Source organism: Rhizobium sp. PvP014, assembly GCF_017876855.1.
In the GTDB taxonomy this organism is placed as follows: domain Bacteria; phylum Pseudomonadota; class Alphaproteobacteria; order Rhizobiales; family Rhizobiaceae; genus Neorhizobium; species Neorhizobium soli.
Genome location: NZ_JAGIOT010000002.1, coordinates 129,302 through 144,529 on the forward strand (window position 1 = coordinate 129,302; position 15,228 = coordinate 144,529).

Genomic DNA, 15,228 nt, shown 5'->3' on the forward strand with positions numbered 1-15,228 from the left:
TACCTCTGCCAAACGCCTCGTAAGTTGTGCGCTGCCTGATCGCAGACCGCGCGACCTGCGGCCTGCAGAGAAGCCGGTCGGCAGATGGTTACGATTGAGAGCTCTCCGCGGTGCCATGACGAAAAATGCCGCCTTCCAAGGGAAGACGGCATCGATGATTGGCGTCGCGGCTTCAGCCGTATTTAGGGAATAGGCGAGGCCTAGTTCCTGTCGCGGATGTTGTAATACCCCATCACCACCACGCCCCACAGAAGCAAGCTGCCGATCAGAACCAGGAATGAGTTCAGTACGCGGGACGGATACTGCGCCATTTCCGAGAGGCTTGGACGAATGAAGACGGCCAAGTAGCGCTGCTTCGCGTTTGCATCGAGCCGCGCCTTCTCGAGGCTGGCGAGCGATGACGTGTAGGCACGTTCAGCAAATTCGCTACTGGTCTGCAGTGTCTCATACTTCTGGATACGACCGGCAACATCCGAGCCCGTAGCACTGCGGCCCTGCTTTCCGGCCGCGGTACCGCTACCGAAACGCTGCCGTTCCCGGTTAAGCTGGGATTCGAGGCTGGTGATCTGCGACCGCAGCACTCGGACGCGCGGCGTGTTTTCGCTCAACTGTGTCAATGCTGTGGACAGGTCCGTGCGCAACTGGACGAGTTGCTGTTCAAGCGAGCCGATCAACTGCGCAGCAAGCTTTGCACCTTCGACCGGATCAGCTTCCTGGGACGAGTCACGGTAGTCGCGCAGGGCTTCTCTGGCGCCGGCAAGCCTGTTTTCCGCCGTGCTAACTTCCTCCTGCGCCACTTTCAGGACTTCGGTACGGCCGTAAAGGGAAAGCTCGTTCACGAGCTTCTCGCTCTGGGTGATCACGAAATCGGCAATCTGCTGCGAATCCTCGGCCGAAAACGCCTTAACCTGAAGGTTCATGATACCGGATGTATGATCGAGATTGACGCTGATCATATTGCGCCAGTAGTCTAGCTTGTCCTCGATCGGCGCATCCTTCGAAATGCCGTAGAAAAAGTCGGATCCTCGTGGCGCAAAGATCTTGTCTATTCCGAACGCCTCGTCGATGGCCTGCACCATGCGCTCGCTCAGGATGAAGTCGAGGAGAACGTAGGAGTCCGAGATCGTGCTGCCGCTTGATGCCTGTCCAAATATGCCCATCAGGTCGGAAGCTTGGGCCGACTCGATGCTGCGCACAGAAAATGACGATGAACTGTGATACTGGTCTGCCGCTACGAACGCCATATAGAGCGAGCTCAAGGCCGTCGGGACAGCAACCGCTAGAACAAAGCTGGCGCCAATCACGAAATGTCTTGTTTTCAGCAGGCGCGTCTTGCCGACAGCGGCACTCGTCGAGACCGCATCTGAACTCGGCTCGGGTGCAACGACTTCCGGCTCCGATGGCGGAACAGGGGTGGCAGGAGCTTTGAGCGGGCGTTCCAGCAGTCCCTGAAGGAGAACCAGGTTCTTCGGCACCGGTCGCGGCTGGCGCAGCTCGGGTTCGATCCTGTTGTCGCCTGCACCGGCGATCTTCTGTTGCGCGTTGTCCAACCTCAATGCCTCTTCATATTGTTTTCGTGCACCGTGATGGCGTCTTCAAGTTTATCATAATACGTCAGCTTGCCGTCTTCCAGCACGATTCCGGTCTCGCAGTAATCCCGAAGCGTGCCAGCACTATGGGAAACCATGATAACATCTGAAGCGCTCAAACGCTCCTTGAATGTTTCCTTCGATTTCCGTTTAAAATTCGTATCTCCAACCGCAGTTATCTCGTCGACGAGATAATAATCGAATTTGACGCCCATGCTGACGCCGAACGCGAGGCGGGCTTTCATGCCCGATGAATACGTGCGCACCGGCGCCTGGAAAAAGGAGCCGAGCTCGGCGAATTCTGCGACATAGGCCACCAGTTCTTCCGTATCGACCCCGTAGATCCTCGCAACGAAGCGGACATTCTGTTCGCCGGAAAGATTGCCCTGGAAGCTGCCCGCGAACCCAAGCGGCCACGAAATTTTCCCCTGCCGGGTGACCTTGCCAGAGTCGAGATCCAGCGTCCCGGCGATGATCTGCAGCAGGGTCGATTTTCCGGCGCCGTTGCGGCCGAGCAGTCCCACGCTCTTGCCACGCGGGATCACAATGCTCGCATTGTCTATGATCGTCTTCGAAACGCCCTTCATCCGGACACGTTTCGTGGCCTTGTCCAGCTTTATCATCGTGCTCTCAACACGCCTCTCGAAATGGTGAATATCGCCATGCCTGCGAACAGCAAGACGGTCGTGACGCGGAGGAGATAGTCCAGATCGAAGCCTATCGCCCGATATTCTGGATAGAGTCCGGTCCGAAACAGCATGACAAGATGTGCAATCGGGTTGATCAGAATGGCATCACGCGCCACGGGTGGCAGGGAATCCGGTAGGTAAAAAATCCCTGAGATCAGGAACAGCGGCCGGCTGACGATGCCGAAAATCTTGTCGTACAGTGGAAATCGCTGGAACAGCACATTGTTGGCGAGCGCGAGCCCGAGCGCGATGAGGCTGCCGAGGCTAATCGCTGTCAGGATCGGTGACAACCGGATCGTCGGCGTTGTTTTCAGCTGCATGATCAGCGGTGCAATGATGCAAATCGCAACCACGCAGGTCGTGCAGAACTGCAACGAGAAGCGGGCCGCGATCGTGTCGATCGGAGCAACATTTGGATAGCTCAGCAACGGCCGGTTGGCATTGACGGCGCTGTTTAGATAGCCGGCCATTGCCGCATAAAACTGGAAACAGACAAAGCCGCTGGCAAAGAACAGTGGGAAACTGGTTCCCAGTGCAGGCTTGTGCGCGATCGCCATGAAGATCAGCGACATGAACGCGATATAGGCGATAGGCTCAAGCAGCGCCCACAGGTATCCGCCCGGGTTCTTTCCGAACCGGGTCGACATCTCTCGGATTACGAGAGCTGTCACGACGCGCAAGTGGGACGTAAAGTAGTACAAACGACCTCGTGATTTGCTCGCGGGTTGAAACTGGACTTGCCACGCCGCCGCAGGGCATGTTCTTGCACCTAAAATATGTCATTTGAAGGGAATACGCCAGTGGTTCGAATCATGCCGATTGAAAGGCGTGCCAGCGATCCCTGCTGACCTAATGACCTCCACCAACCATTCCCGTAGACCTTACCCATCGCACCAACACCAACACACCCAACGAAGGAACCCAATCGAGGATGATTGCCGCTGGAGCGCTGGACCTTAGTGGACGATCCGTGTTTGCGGTGCATATCCGGCGCTGGAAGCGGGCGATGCTGGAGGCGTATTTTCCGGAAACGGAGTTTCGGTACCTGCCGCTTTACCTGAATGACCGGACGTTTATGCGCGACTGGCAGGATGCCATTCTTGCAACACCCGGCGCGACCCTGCTGGTCTGGAGCCGGAATGTCTCGGATACCATCCTGGAATTCGCGCATTCCAACCATATCCAGGTCGTGTTTCTGGAAGACGGGTTTATCCGCTCGCTGGTCGGCAATGCCAGCAAGAGCCTGCCGTTCTCGCTCACACTTGATAGCCGCACGCCCTATTTCGACAGCCGCCAGCCCTCCGATCTCGAAGGTATCCTGAGCAGCTATGATTTCGATGCCGACCCTGATCTGATGGAGCGGGCAAGGGCCGGCATCGATCTTCTGCTCCGGTCCGGCCTCAGCAAATACAATTCCGCTTCCCGACAAGGCGCAGGAGCAGATGTCCTGGCGGTAAAGGCTGTACCGGCCGATTCTGTGGTGCAGGCGCAACGTCGCATCCTTGTTATCGGCCAGGTGGAGGACGACGCGTCGATCCGCTTCGGTTGCGATCGTCCGTTTACCAACAACGACCTCGTGCGGTTGGCAGCCACGGAAAACCCGGATGCCGAAATCCTTTACAAGCCGCATCCCGATGTTCTGAACGGTGTCCGGGCGCAGCGGTCCGATCCGTCCGACGTCGCCCATCTCGCAACAATTGTCTTCGCGCCGGTGTCGCTCCCGGAGCTTCTCGCGCGCGCCGATCATGTCTACTCCATCACGTCGCTCGCAGGCTTCGAAGCGCTGCTGCGGGGCATTCCCGTGACGGTGGCCGGATGTCCGTTCTATGCCGGGTGGGGCCTGACCGACGATCGGCAGCCGAACCCGCGGCGGGGCCGCAAGCTTACTATCGAACAGCTGTTCGCCGCGGCCTATCTTTTCTATCCGCGCTATTTTAATCCGGTCGATGGAACCCAGATCGATTTCGAAACCTGTCTGGCGCTGGCGCTCCAGTGGCGCGAAAAGGGCATGCCGGAAACTCAAATCAGGCAAGTACCGATGCCGGCGCGGCCGGGCTTCGAGATGCGGGGCGCCTATGGCCTGTTCGGCTGGCGGCATCTGCTGACCGTGCCGATTGCTTGGTTGATCAAACTGGCGGGGTCAGAGCAGGATGCGCGCGATTTCCGCCGGAACCCGATCCTGTTCTTCCGCGAGCTATCCAATCCGTGGCTGAGACGCCTCGGACGGATCCTCTATCCCCTCGATGGGGAGAGCCGTTGAGCGGGCATCGCCGAGTGACGGCGATGCCCGTTCCATTTACTTCTTCGGCAGCAGCAGTTCTTCGCAATAGCTTGGGCCAGTGGAGCCGGGACGATCTGCGGTGATGGTGATGTCACGGATCGTGTAGCTTTCGGAAACGGTGACCTTGGCCGAGCAGCTGACGCTCACCGATTTGCCGTTTGCAAGCTTGATGCGGGTATAGCCGCCGCGCCAGTTGTAGATTGTCGAGCTGCCGCTATCGACATCGCTCAAGGGCGGGCTGAACTTGGCGAAGAACTCGCCAGCCGAACGGCCGGTCCAGTAGGTGTTGATCGGGCTGCTGGCAACGCTGACAGTGGTGCATGCAGAAAGCGCTACCGCGAGAACGGCGGTCAAGGGGAACAGGCGGCGGCTCATAATCTTCAACAAATCCTCTTGCATGTGGTGATCGCCCCAGACAATGCCTGCCAGGCAGGGCTTTTGAGATGGGCAAAGCTTTGATCTCGCACTAACAGATTTCCGCTGCCTGTCGCGACATCATCTTTCCAAACAGCTCTCAATTTTCATCCGAGCCGCTTTTTTGCAACGCCTTGTTCTCGAGGTGTTTGAAGCGGTGATCAGGCCTGCACGAGACCTCATATTTTTTCAAAGCACACGCTTGTGCAACGGAAAATGCCGGTTTATAGAGGCGCCACTGGTCACGGAGTGTAGCGCAGCCTGGTAGCGCACGTCGTTCGGGACGACGGGGTCGGAGGTTCAAATCCTCTCACTCCGACCAGTTTGACCCTTGTCCCGCGAGGCTCCTTCCCGAAAAATCTCACTTCACAAGAGCGCGTTTCATCCACGCCCATCCAGCATCCCCGCCACAATCTCCGCCGACCTCTCCGCACCATCCAGAGAAAACGGCAGCTCCCGAAAGCCCGTGACCTCGCTCGCCTTCTGGATGGCCTCTGCCAGCGCTTCACCGGTCAGCGAAGCCTCATCCACCACTTCCGCAAGTCCCAGCGCTTTGAGCTTTTCGGCGCGGGCGGTCTGTTCGGTCTCGCCGCCGGTCGCGAACGGGATGAGGACTGGCCGGCAGGTGGTGCGGAACAGGTCGCAGACGGTGTTGTAGCCGGCCTGCGAGACAGAGATTTGGGCATTTGCCAGAAGCGACGGGAAGTCGGGGCGGAAACGGATGACCGTCACGCGGGAGCCGGCCTCTGCCGAAATACGGTCGAAATCCTCCGCGGGAAGATTGGGCCCGGTGATGACGCACCAGCTGCGGCCGTCGTTGAGAATGCGCTCGGCTTCCAGGGCCGCGCCGATCAGCCCCGCACCGACGGCGCCGCCGCCGGCGGATACCAGCACGTCGAACCGGTCGGGCGAGGGGGTGGGCGTGTTGGGTGCGACGAGGCCGGTATAATGGATCTTGCCCGCAAATTCCGACGCCCTGCGAAACGTCTCCTCAAGCTTCACGAAGCCCGCATCGCCATGCACCAGCACGCCGTCGAAATGATCGCGCATCAGGGCAATCGTCTCGTCGTCGCGGCCGGATTTGCGGTTCTCCTGCAGAATGTCGCGCACGGAGGCAAGAAGCAGCGGATTTGGCTCGGCAGACCTGATCGCGTCCAGCAGCGGCAGAAGTTCGAACCGCATCTGCCGGCGACCGAAGGGAAAGGCCTCGGTGATAACCACATCAGGCTTCAGGTCGTGAAAGAGATCGAGCAGCAGGCCGGTGCGATGGGCCTGGAAAGCCTCGTCCACTGGCTCGCCGGTCGTGGCATCGCTAAGCGATGAAAATCCGCTATTGGAGGCGACCACCGGCGGCAGCTGCACATGCGCCATGCCTGCAGGCGGAAAGCCTTTCACCGGCGTGCCACCCGTCACCAGCGTCACGTCGAACCCGGCGCTCTGCAGTGCCGTGGCAACGCGGCTTGCCCGAACGATATGGCCGATACCCAGCAGGTGCTGCACATAGAACAGGACGCGCCGGCCCTTGCCGATCGAGGTACCGTTGTTCATCGGTGGGTCTCCAGGCTTGCAAAGCTCTTGGTGAACAGCCGCTTGAGGTCGGCAATGCTGGTATGGTGGTCGAAGTCGTGGCGCACCTTCGCCTCGGCGGCCTGACCCAGGCGCTGGCGAAGGTCAGGTTCGCGGATCGCTTTTTCGAGCGCTGCCGCCAGCGCCACCGGATCTTCCGGCGCAACCAGCAGTCCGTTTTCCCCATCGACGAAAAGTTCGGTAATGCCTGAAATATTGGTCGCCACCACGGCAAGGTTCTGGCTTGCGGCCTCCACCATCACGTTGGGCAGGCCGTCGCGATCGCCGTCGGCGGTGATCCGGCAGGCGAGCGAGAAAAGGTCGCTGTCGCGGTAATGGTCGAGCACCTCGCGCTGGTCCAGCGCACCCTTCCAGGTGATGCGGGATGCGATCGAAAGGTCTTCGGCAAGTGCCTTCAGGGGAGAAAGCTCATCGCCGCCGCCGATATGGGTAAAGCGCCAGGCAAGCTCTTTGGGAAGCAGCGCCAGTGCCCTCAGAAGCGTATCATAGCCCTTCTTCTTCACCGCCCGGCCGACGCTGACGATCCTCACCGGATCATCCGGGTCGCGCCCGTCGCGGGCAGGGCGGGTACCTGCAAAATGCGGGAACCGGTCAAGATCCAGCCCGTGATAGCTCAGATGCACGTTGTGGCGGGCCGAAAGGCTCTGCAGCCGCTCATGGCCCGCCTTGGTGCAGGTGACCGTCCAATCAGCCTCGTCGAGCTTGTCGGAGAGATCCCAGGGCTCGGACGTCCAGATATCCTTGGCATGCGCCGAAACGGTAAACGGGGTGCCGCTCATCCGGCTTGCATAGCGGGCAACGGCTGCCGGCGTGTGGATGAAATGCACATGCAGCCAGCCCGCATCGTCAGGCCATTCCGCTACCAGAACCGCAGCCTGTCCGAAACGCCGGAAGCGGTTGCGCGAGAAATCGCGCGGCAGGTCGCGCAGGAACGCCTTGAGCGCGGAGCCGAAGCCCGGCAGCGTCGCGACCTTCATGAGCGCCTTTGCCACCCGCACCGGCTCCTCGTGCAGGTATTCCGGCAGGTAGCTCACCGGCGCCCTGATCTCGTCATGCACCGGATGCCGCTTCTTGTCGGTCGGGCGGCGCATGGCCACCAGCTTCAGGGCAAAGCCTGCCCGTTCCAGCCCTAGCAGTTCCTGGGCGATAAACGTTTCCGAGAGCCGCGGATAACCTTTCAGCAGCACGACGATGGTCTTGTTGGTCATGTCAAAGCAGTTCCAGCAGAAATGCGCAGCGGGTTTGCACCCGGGCCGTTTGGCGGCGACACTGCGTCAGGTCGAGAGAGGGCGTCTTACCCTTGCGCAATCGCAAGGTGGCGTCCCTTGTTCTTCATCCAGCCTTCGACGATCTCGCCGATATGTGGCAGGCCTTCCATCTGCAAGCCGGGTGCCGTCACCGAGGGCGGGTCGCGCTGCCACAGCGCCTTGATCGCGGCTGCAAATTTCGTGGCATCGGCACTGTCGTCGGCAGACAGCATGTCGACGAGACCGAGCTCCGCGCCGCGTGTCGCACGGATCAGCTGTTCCTCGCGCGGCTGCGTGCGCGGCACGATCAGCGCCGGCTTGTCGAATGACAGGATCTCGCAATAGGTGTTGTAGCCGCCCATGGCGATCACCGCCTTGGCGCCGGCGATCCGGTCTTCCATGCGGTTGTCGAACTCGATCACCTCAAGGCGCGGATCGTCCTTGCAGGCTTCGGTAAACACGGCGCGCTGCTCGGCCGGCATGTAGGGCCCAAGCACGATCACCGTCTTGTAGGTCAGCGCCGGATCGGCCTGATAGGCTGCAATCACGTCGCGCACCAGGTCTGCGCCATCGCCGCCGCCACCGGTCGTCACCAGCAGGTAATCCTCGTCCGCATCAGTTTCCGGCACGGCACCGGAGGTCACCTTGCGCTGCAGGAAGCCGACGAAATGCATCTTCTTGCGCACGGATGCCGGCGCATCCAGCCCTTCGAGCGGATCATGAAACTCCGGCGGGCCGTAAACCCACACGTCGTCATAGAGCTGGCCGATCTTGCGCAGCGTATCGTGACGCTCCCATTCGGCCTTGAGCAGATGCGGCGCGTCCATCACGTCGCGAAGGCCGAGCACCAGACGTGTGCCCTTGGTCTTCAGATAGACCAGCGTGTCCTCCACTTCGCCGCGAAGGCCAAGCGGCTCCTTGTCGACGATGAAGATGTCGGGCTCGAAGCTTTCGGCGGTATGGCGAATGCTGGAATGGCGCATCTTCAGCGTCTCGGCCAGATCGATATGCTGGTCCATCGACGTGTAATCGCCATTGTGCAGCTTGATCACGCTGGGGATCTTCACGAAATCCACCCGGGCGCGATAATCGAAGGCACCGGCAATCGTCGCGCCGGAAATGATCAGCACCTGCACGCCGCGGTAATTCTCCACCAGCGAATGAGCGATGGTGCGGCACCGCCGCAGGTGGCCAAGCCCGAACGTGTCATGGCTGTACATGAGAATGCGGGCATTATTCAGATGTCGCGGCATGCCCGAAACTCCTACCGGCAACGATGTGTCTGACAAAGCGGCGTGCCGCAGCAGTCACTATTTATATGGATCTGCCGCATCTCTAAGACCATCACCGAGGAAATTGAAGGCAAGTATGACGAATATCACTGGCACGACCGGCAGCAGCAGCCAAGGATAAAGTGCGATAGCGCTGACGCTTCGCGCTTCTGTGAGAAGAACGCCCCAGCTTGTGATCGGCGGGCGAAGCCCGAGGCCGAGGAAGCTCAGCGTCGTCTCGCCAAGGATCATGCCCGGGATTGTCAGCGTCGCGCTGGCAATCAGGTGAGACATGAAACCGGGGATCAGGTGCCGCCCGATGATGCGGGTACTTCCAGCGCCCATCAGCTGTGCGGCAAGCACGTAGTCCTCTTCGCGCAACGACAGCAGTTTCGAGCGCACCGCGCGCGCAAGCCCTGTCCAGTCGAGCAGACCGAGGATGAAGGTGATGCCGAGATAGATGACGAGCGGGCTCCAGTCGGCCGGCATGACGGCGGCAAGCGCCAGCCACAGCGGAATGCTGGGGATCGACTGCAGCACCTCGATGATGCGCTGGGTCACCGTGTCGAACCAGCCGCCCCAATAGCCGGCGATGCCGCCGATAACGATACCGAGGATGAAGCTTGTGGCGACGCCAAGCAGGCCGATCGTCAGCGAAATCCGTGCGCCGTAGAGAATGCGCGACAGCATGTCGCGGCCGAGCCGGTCGGTGCCGAGCAGGTGGAACTGGCCGCCTTCTGCGGGGCAGACCAGATGCGTGCTCATCTCGACCACGCCCCAGAACCGGTAGGGATCACCCTGGCAGAGAAAGCGCAGCTTCTGCACATCGGCCGTGTCGTCGGAATAGTTCCGCCGCAGCGTCGTCATATCCAGGTCCATCTTCTGGCCATAGACGAAAGGACCGACGAAGTTACCCTCGTGGAACAGATGCACCGATTGCGGCGGCGCGTAGATGAAATCGATATTGCGGGTATGCACCTTGTAGGGCGCCAGGAACTCGACGACCACGATCATCAGATAGGCGATGAGCAGAAGGATGCCGGAAATCAGCGCCAGCCGGTGCCGCTTGAAGCGCCACCACATCAGCTGAAGCTGCGATGCCTCGTGGACCTTCAGCGCACTGCCGTCGGCATCGCGCTCGATCTCGTAAGGGTCGAACGCGCCCTCGCGGACATAATGCGGCAGCTTGCCCGCGTCGCTGCTGTCGGTCACCGTCATTTGGTTCTCCCGCCGCGAAGCCTGATGCGCGGGTCGAACATCGCAAGCGCAATGTCTGAAATCAGCACGCCGATAACAGTAAGGAAGCTTAGGAACATCAGGAACGAGCCGGCAAGATACATGTCCTGGCTCTGAAGGGCGCGGATCAGCATCGGGCCGGTGGTCTCGAGCGAAAGCACCACCGCGGTGATTTCAGCCCCTGAAATGATCGAGGGGAGAATCGAGCCGATATCGGAGATGAAGAAGTTGAGCGACATCCGCAGCGGATACTTGGTCAGAACCTTGAACGGATGCAGGCCCTTGGCACGCGCCGTCATCACATACTGCTTGTGCAGTTCATCCAGAAGGTTGGCCCGCAGCCGCCGTACCATGCCGGCCGTCCCGGCGGTGCCGATGATCAGCACGGGGATCCAGATATGCTCGAGGATCGACTTGAACTTCGCCCAGCTCATCGATTCCGACATGTACTGCGCGTCCATCAGATGGCCGATCGACGTGCCGAAATAGATGTTGGCGAGATACATGAGAACCAGCGCCAGCACGAAATTTGGAACCGCAAGACCGATCAGGCCGAGAAGCGTCAGCCCGTAATCGCCCCAGCTATACTGGTGGGTGGCCGAGTACACGCCGATCGGGAAGGCGAGAACCCAGGTGATGATAATGGTCAGGGTGGAAACGAGGATCGTCAGCCATACCCGGTCGCCCACCACCTCCGTCACGGGCATGCGATATTCGAACGAGTAACCAAAATCGCCGGTCATCATCCCGGCCACCCAGTTGAGGTAGCGGATCGGCTCCGGCTGGTCGAAACCGTAACGGGCGCGCAGGTCTTCGATTTCCTGCAGATCGGCCTTTTCGCCCATCGCCTTCAGCTGTTCGACATAGCTTTCGAAATAGTCGCCCGGCGGCAGCTCGATGATCGTGAAGATCAGCATCGAGATCAGGACCAGCGTCGGGATCATCACGAGGATGCGCCATATAATGTAGCGGAACATCAGGCAGTTTCCTCGTCATACCAGAATGCATCCGGCAGATAGACGCCGAGATAGGATGTGGGGTCGAAACCGTAGAGCGCCTTCGACGGCACGTTTTGCAGCTTGGACGATTGCACGACGGGCTGCAGCGTGGCGTTGACGATGCCGATCGTAAAGACCTGGTCGGTAAACAGCGCCAGCATCTTGTGCCAGACATCCGTTCGCTGATCGAAGCCCTCTGCCTTACGCCATTCACTGTAAAGGTCCAGCAGCGCCTTTGCCTCGGGAAGATCAGGCGCCTTGCCATCGCTGCCGCCGGAAAGCGCATGCAGTCCCCAGATCGACCATTGCAGCTGGTCGTCGCTGGTCGGTGCCAGTTCCTTCGGCGCCATGTCGGCAGTTGGTACGCCATTGTCGAGGCCGCCGCCGACCGACATAATCGCATCGCCGCCCTTCACCCGCCGGCGCAGAAGCTCACGCTGGGCCACATGCGGGTAGATCTTGATGCCGACCTGCAGCAACTGGTCGCCGATCAGTTCCAAGGCATCGGTCTCGAACGTGCTCTCGCCGGTAATCTCGATGATGATCTTTGCCAGCCTGCCATCGGGCAGGCGGCGCATGCCCTCACTATCATCCATGGCAAGACCGATCTCGTCGAGCAGCCGGTTCGCCTGATCAGGATCGAACGCCGCCCAAGCCTTCTGGTATTCCGGCTTGAACAGCGGGCTGTCGGGTAGGATCGAATTGGAGCTCTCGGTCGCAAGACCATAGAACACCGCCTTGTTGATTTCGCCGCGATTGATCGCAAGAGACATCGCACGCCGGAAGCGCACGTCGCGGAAGAGGTTGCGCCAGCCTTCATCCTTGCAGTTGAGGTTGGGAAACAGCGCCATGCGCGATCCTTGCGTCCGCTTCCACAGATCCACCTTCAACGGGTAGCGCTGCTCGGCATTCTTCAGGAACGTGTAATCGGCAAAATCGAGGTTGGTCACCTGCAGGTCGCTCTCGCCGGTGCCGGTCTTTGCGGCGATCAGGTCCGCGGAGGAGACGTCCAGCATCACCTTGTCGATATAGGGAAGCTGCAGGCCGTTTTCGTCGACGCGGTAGTAATAGGGGTTGCGCTCGAACACGAAGCGCTCGGCCGGCGGCGCCGTGCGGTTGCGCCAGGCATCCAGCGTCGGCAGGTTCGGGTTTTCCGGCCGCACCACGCGCGACATCTTCTGGTGCAGCGCCGCCCAGTCGTCCACCCGTTCGCGGGCGATATGCTGTGCCAGCAGCTCTTTCGTCTGGTAGCGCATATGGAACTGCTTCATGTAGGCAGCGGGGAACATCAGACGGGTTGGCGAAGGCGAAGCCTGGTCGGCGAGGAAATCTGGATTGGGATCGTCCCAGCTGTAGCGCACGGTGCGCGCATCGATCATCTCGAACCGCGGCGGCTTGCCGTTGATCATCAGCCCGGCCGGCGGTCCGCCCTTGGCGAGCTTCTTCTCGTGGAAGACATCATCCCAGACATAGCGGAAATCATCCGCCGTGAACGGGCTTCCGTCCGACCATTTATGGCCTTCGCGTAAGCGGAAGGTGAAGATGCGATCGTTCTCGACCTCGTAAGCTTCCAGAATATCGGCTTCCAGCTTCAGGTCGGAATTATATCCCACCAGCCGGGCGTAACAGTTGATCGGCATGAAGCGGATGTCGCGCTGTCCGCCGATCAGCATCCGCATCGAACCGCCGTAACGCCCGGGTTTGAGCCCGCGCTCTGCAAGGTTGAGGACGCGCGGCGTCTTCGGAAGACGCTCCTCGATGGGCGGCAGCGGCGTCTCGGTCGGGATCTGCGCCAGATAGTCGGACTGGCTAAAGGCCGCAAACACCCGCGCCGGGATTGCGGTTGCACCCGCGACCGAGCCCAACAGGGCCAGCATATGCCGTCTGGAAATCGTCATCCTGCCACAAGCTCCCGCGCATCGACATTGGTGCGGGCAAGAACCAGATGCCCGCCGCCGAGATCCACATGGGTCAGCTGGTCGCTATCCTTCTCGTCGAGGAACTGCTTGCCCCAGATCTTCATGGCCGATGCCGTCGGCGTGCCGATCGTCTCGAAATCCAGCTTGTGGTCGAGGCTCGGCAGAGGCACGGCGGCCAGCAGTTTCTTCGTATAGGGATGAACAGGTGCCCGCATGATCGTTTCGCAGGGGCCGATCTCCACGATCCGCCCCGCATACATCACCGCCACCCGGTCTGCCATATAGTTCACGACCGCCAGATTGTGCGAGATGAACAGATAGGTCAGCCCGAGTTCGGACTTCAGGTCCTTCATCAGGTTCAGCACCTGCGCCTGGATCGACACGTCGAGCGCCGAGACCGGTTCGTCGCAGATCACCAGATCCGGCCCGAGAGCAAGCGCCCGGGCGATGCCGATACGCTGGCGCTGGCCACCGGAAAATGAATGCGGATAGCGCATCAGCGCGCTTTCGGGCATGCCCACCGCATGGATCAGCCGGCGCACCGCTTCCTGCCGCTTGGCGAGCGGGCCGCGGTCATGGATGTCGAGCGGTTCGCGAATGATGCTGCGAACCGGCATGCGCGGCGAAAGTGATGAGACCGGATCCTGGAACACCATCTGCAGACGGGTGCGCAGATCGTCCAGCACTTCGCCTTCGCAGTTGAGCACGTCGACCGGACCGTTTTCGCCGTTATAGACGACACTGCCTTGATCGACCGACAGTCCGCGCATCAGGATTTTGCTGAGCGTGGTCTTGCCGCAGCCGCTTTCGCCCACGAGACCAAGCGTCTCGCCACGGCGGATCTCGAAGCTGACATCGTTGACCGCGACCGTGCGCTCGGGCTTTGCCCCGAAACCGAAGCCTGCGCCCTTCTTGGTGACGAAGCTCTTGGTGACGTTGCTGACCGACAGCAGCACCTCGGGCAGGACCTTCTCGCTCTTGCGCCGTCCCATCAGGCCGACCGTATCGACCTTGATTTCGCGCAGCGGCTTCAAGCGCTCGTCGCGCGACCGTTCGAAATCCGGCACCGCGGCCATCAGCCCTTTCGTATAGGGATGCTGCGGATTGCGGAAAATGTCCGAGGCGGAGCCAGCCTCCATGACCTCGCCGCGATAGACCACCACCACTTCATCGGCCATCGATGCAACGACACCGAGATCGTGGGTGATCAGGAGCATCGCCATGCCGAGCTTGGCCTGCAACTCCTGCAGCAGCTTGAGGATCTGCGCCTGGATCGTCACATCGAGCGCCGTCGTCGGCTCGTCGGCGATCAGAAGCGCCGGGCGACAGACCAGAGCCATCGCGATCATCGCACGCTGGCGCATGCCGCCGGAAAGCTCGAACGGATACATGTCGAACACGCGGGCAGGATTGTCGAAACCGACGAGAGACAGCGTCTCCTCACTCGCCTCGCGCCGCTCGGCAGGCGACATCGCCGTATGGATTTTCAGGCTTTCCTCGATCTGGTTGCCGACCGTGTGGATCGGTGAGAACGAGGTCATCGGTTCCTGAAAGATCATGCCGATGCGGCTGCCGCGGATCGCGCGGATCTGCCGCCCGTCGCGGGGCAGCGCAATCAGATCGACGGACTGGCCGGTCGCTGGATCGTCGAACACCGCGCGCCCGGAAATCTTGGCGACGTCGGTCTCGATCCCCATGATCGCGCGGCCGAGAGCCGACTTGCCGGAACCGCTTTCGCCCACCAGTGCCGTGACCTGGCCCGGGCGTATCCGCATGCTGAGATTCCGGACCGCCTGGATCGCGCCGCCCCAGACCGGGAACGACACGTTCAATCCTTCGATGCGGAGAACTTCCTTCGGTGGGTTCATCAATGAAGTCCGGCTCCCGGAGATTGGAGCAGAGAGGTAAGATTGATCGATTGCAAAACACGGTAGCGCACGCTCGTGCACCTGTCCATTGCAGCAACCCCGCTGCCGATCGTCCCTATCATGCGCCCC

Annotated in this window: 12 protein-coding genes and 1 tRNA gene; 2 read left to right on the forward strand and 11 right to left on the reverse strand. The window is 60.6% G+C overall.

The genetic code is table 11. The features are described from left to right. Nucleotides 1-200: 200 nt before the first annotated feature. The 3 genes from J3A65_RS05190 to J3A65_RS05200 are packed head-to-tail and all read right to left on the reverse strand — an operon-like array spanning nt 201 to nt 2,979. Nucleotides 201-1,550 (reverse strand): RkpR, polysaccharide export protein, encoded by a 1,350-nt coding sequence (locus J3A65_RS05190; protein ID WP_209900112.1) that lies wholly within the window; start codon nt 1,548-1,550, stop codon nt 201-203. 2 nt (nt 1,551-1,552) lie between these two features. After that, the gene (locus J3A65_RS05195) at nt 1,553-2,212 is read right to left on the reverse strand and encodes an ABC transporter ATP-binding protein (protein ID WP_092661524.1); all 660 of its coding nucleotides are present in this window, start codon (nt 2,210-2,212) and stop codon (nt 1,553-1,555) included. Next, nucleotides 2,209-2,979 (reverse strand): ABC transporter permease, encoded by a 771-nt coding sequence (locus J3A65_RS05200; protein ID WP_209900115.1) that lies wholly within the window; start codon nt 2,977-2,979, stop codon nt 2,209-2,211. The genes J3A65_RS05195 and J3A65_RS05200 overlap by 4 nt, the downstream gene beginning before the upstream one ends. Before the next feature lie 230 nt (nt 2,980-3,209). On the opposite strand from J3A65_RS05200, the gene J3A65_RS05205 reads away from it, so the two are divergent. Beyond that, nucleotides 3,210-4,538: a capsular polysaccharide biosynthesis protein gene (locus J3A65_RS05205; protein WP_209900117.1), complete on the forward strand. Its 1,329-nt coding sequence runs from the start codon at nt 3,210-3,212 to the stop codon at nt 4,536-4,538. Nucleotides 4,539-4,574: 36 nt separating this feature from the next. Here J3A65_RS05205 and J3A65_RS05210 read toward each other — a convergent pair whose 3' ends face one another. Continuing rightward, entirely contained in the window at nt 4,575-4,934 is a 360-nt protein-coding gene (locus J3A65_RS05210) for a hypothetical protein (RefSeq protein ID WP_062453565.1), read from the reverse strand. 284 nt (nt 4,935-5,218) lie between these two features. Between J3A65_RS05210 and J3A65_RS05215 the strand changes: the two genes are divergently transcribed. Then, nucleotides 5,219-5,295 (forward strand) — tRNA-Pro (locus tag J3A65_RS05215). Between the two features lie 59 nt (nt 5,296-5,354). On the opposite strand, the gene J3A65_RS05220 is transcribed toward J3A65_RS05215, so the two are convergent. From J3A65_RS05220 to J3A65_RS05250, 7 genes are all read right to left on the reverse strand, one after another. Then, nucleotides 5,355-6,521, reverse strand: coding sequence for a glycosyltransferase (locus J3A65_RS05220; RefSeq protein ID WP_209900119.1), 1,167 nt, complete (start codon nt 6,519-6,521; stop codon nt 5,355-5,357). Continuing rightward, a complete protein-coding gene (locus J3A65_RS05225) occupies nt 6,518-7,768 on the reverse strand; it encodes a glycosyltransferase (protein ID WP_209900121.1) in 1,251 nt (416 codons plus the stop codon). Before J3A65_RS05225 ends, J3A65_RS05220 begins: the two co-directional genes overlap by 4 nt. 86 nt (nt 7,769-7,854) lie before the next feature. Next, the gene (locus tag J3A65_RS05230) at nt 7,855-9,060 is read right to left on the reverse strand and encodes a glycosyltransferase family protein (RefSeq protein WP_062453562.1); all 1,206 of its coding nucleotides are present in this window, start codon (nt 9,058-9,060) and stop codon (nt 7,855-7,857) included. 57 nt (nt 9,061-9,117) lie between these two features. Further along, nucleotides 9,118-10,296, reverse strand: coding sequence for an ABC transporter permease (locus tag J3A65_RS05235; protein ID WP_209900124.1), 1,179 nt, complete (start codon nt 10,294-10,296; stop codon nt 9,118-9,120). Further along, nucleotides 10,293-11,291, reverse strand: a complete 999-nt coding sequence (locus J3A65_RS05240; RefSeq protein ID WP_174195794.1) for an ABC transporter permease — start codon at nt 11,289-11,291, stop codon at nt 10,293-10,295. The genes J3A65_RS05235 and J3A65_RS05240 overlap by 4 nt, the downstream gene beginning before the upstream one ends. Then, the gene (locus J3A65_RS05245) at nt 11,291-13,210 is read right to left on the reverse strand and encodes an ABC transporter substrate-binding protein (RefSeq protein WP_245341482.1); all 1,920 of its coding nucleotides are present in this window, start codon (nt 13,208-13,210) and stop codon (nt 11,291-11,293) included. The genes J3A65_RS05240 and J3A65_RS05245 overlap by 1 nt, the downstream gene beginning before the upstream one ends. Continuing rightward, nucleotides 13,207-15,099, reverse strand: coding sequence for an ABC transporter ATP-binding protein (locus J3A65_RS05250; RefSeq protein ID WP_209900126.1), 1,893 nt, complete (start codon nt 15,097-15,099; stop codon nt 13,207-13,209). The genes J3A65_RS05245 and J3A65_RS05250 overlap by 4 nt, the downstream gene beginning before the upstream one ends. Nucleotides 15,100-15,228 lie beyond the last annotated feature (129 nt).

Coding starts and splice junctions, on each gene's coding strand:
- J3A65_RS05195 (WP_092661524.1), bottom strand. CDS start 2,212: ATGATAAAGCTGGACAAGGCCACGAAACGTGTCCGGATGAAGGGCGTT.
- J3A65_RS05205 (WP_209900117.1), top strand. CDS start 3,210: ATGATTGCCGCTGGAGCGCTGGACCTTAGTGGACGATCCGTGTTTGCG.
- J3A65_RS05210 (WP_062453565.1), bottom strand. CDS start 4,934: ATGAGCCGCCGCCTGTTCCCCTTGACCGCCGTTCTCGCGGTAGCGCTT.
- J3A65_RS05220 (WP_209900119.1), bottom strand. CDS start 6,521: ATGAACAACGGTACCTCGATCGGCAAGGGCCGGCGCGTCCTGTTCTAT.
- J3A65_RS05225 (WP_209900121.1), bottom strand. CDS start 7,768: ATGACCAACAAGACCATCGTCGTGCTGCTGAAAGGTTATCCGCGGCTC.
- J3A65_RS05230 (WP_062453562.1), bottom strand. CDS start 9,060: ATGCCGCGACATCTGAATAATGCCCGCATTCTCATGTACAGCCATGAC.
- J3A65_RS05235 (WP_209900124.1), bottom strand. CDS start 10,296: ATGACGGTGACCGACAGCAGCGACGCGGGCAAGCTGCCGCATTATGTC.
- J3A65_RS05240 (WP_174195794.1), bottom strand. CDS start 11,291: ATGTTCCGCTACATTATATGGCGCATCCTCGTGATGATCCCGACGCTG.
- J3A65_RS05245 (WP_245341482.1), bottom strand. CDS start 13,210: ATGACGATTTCCAGACGGCATATGCTGGCCCTGTTGGGCTCGGTCGCG.
- J3A65_RS05250 (WP_209900126.1), bottom strand. CDS start 15,099: ATGAACCCACCGAAGGAAGTTCTCCGCATCGAAGGATTGAACGTGTCG.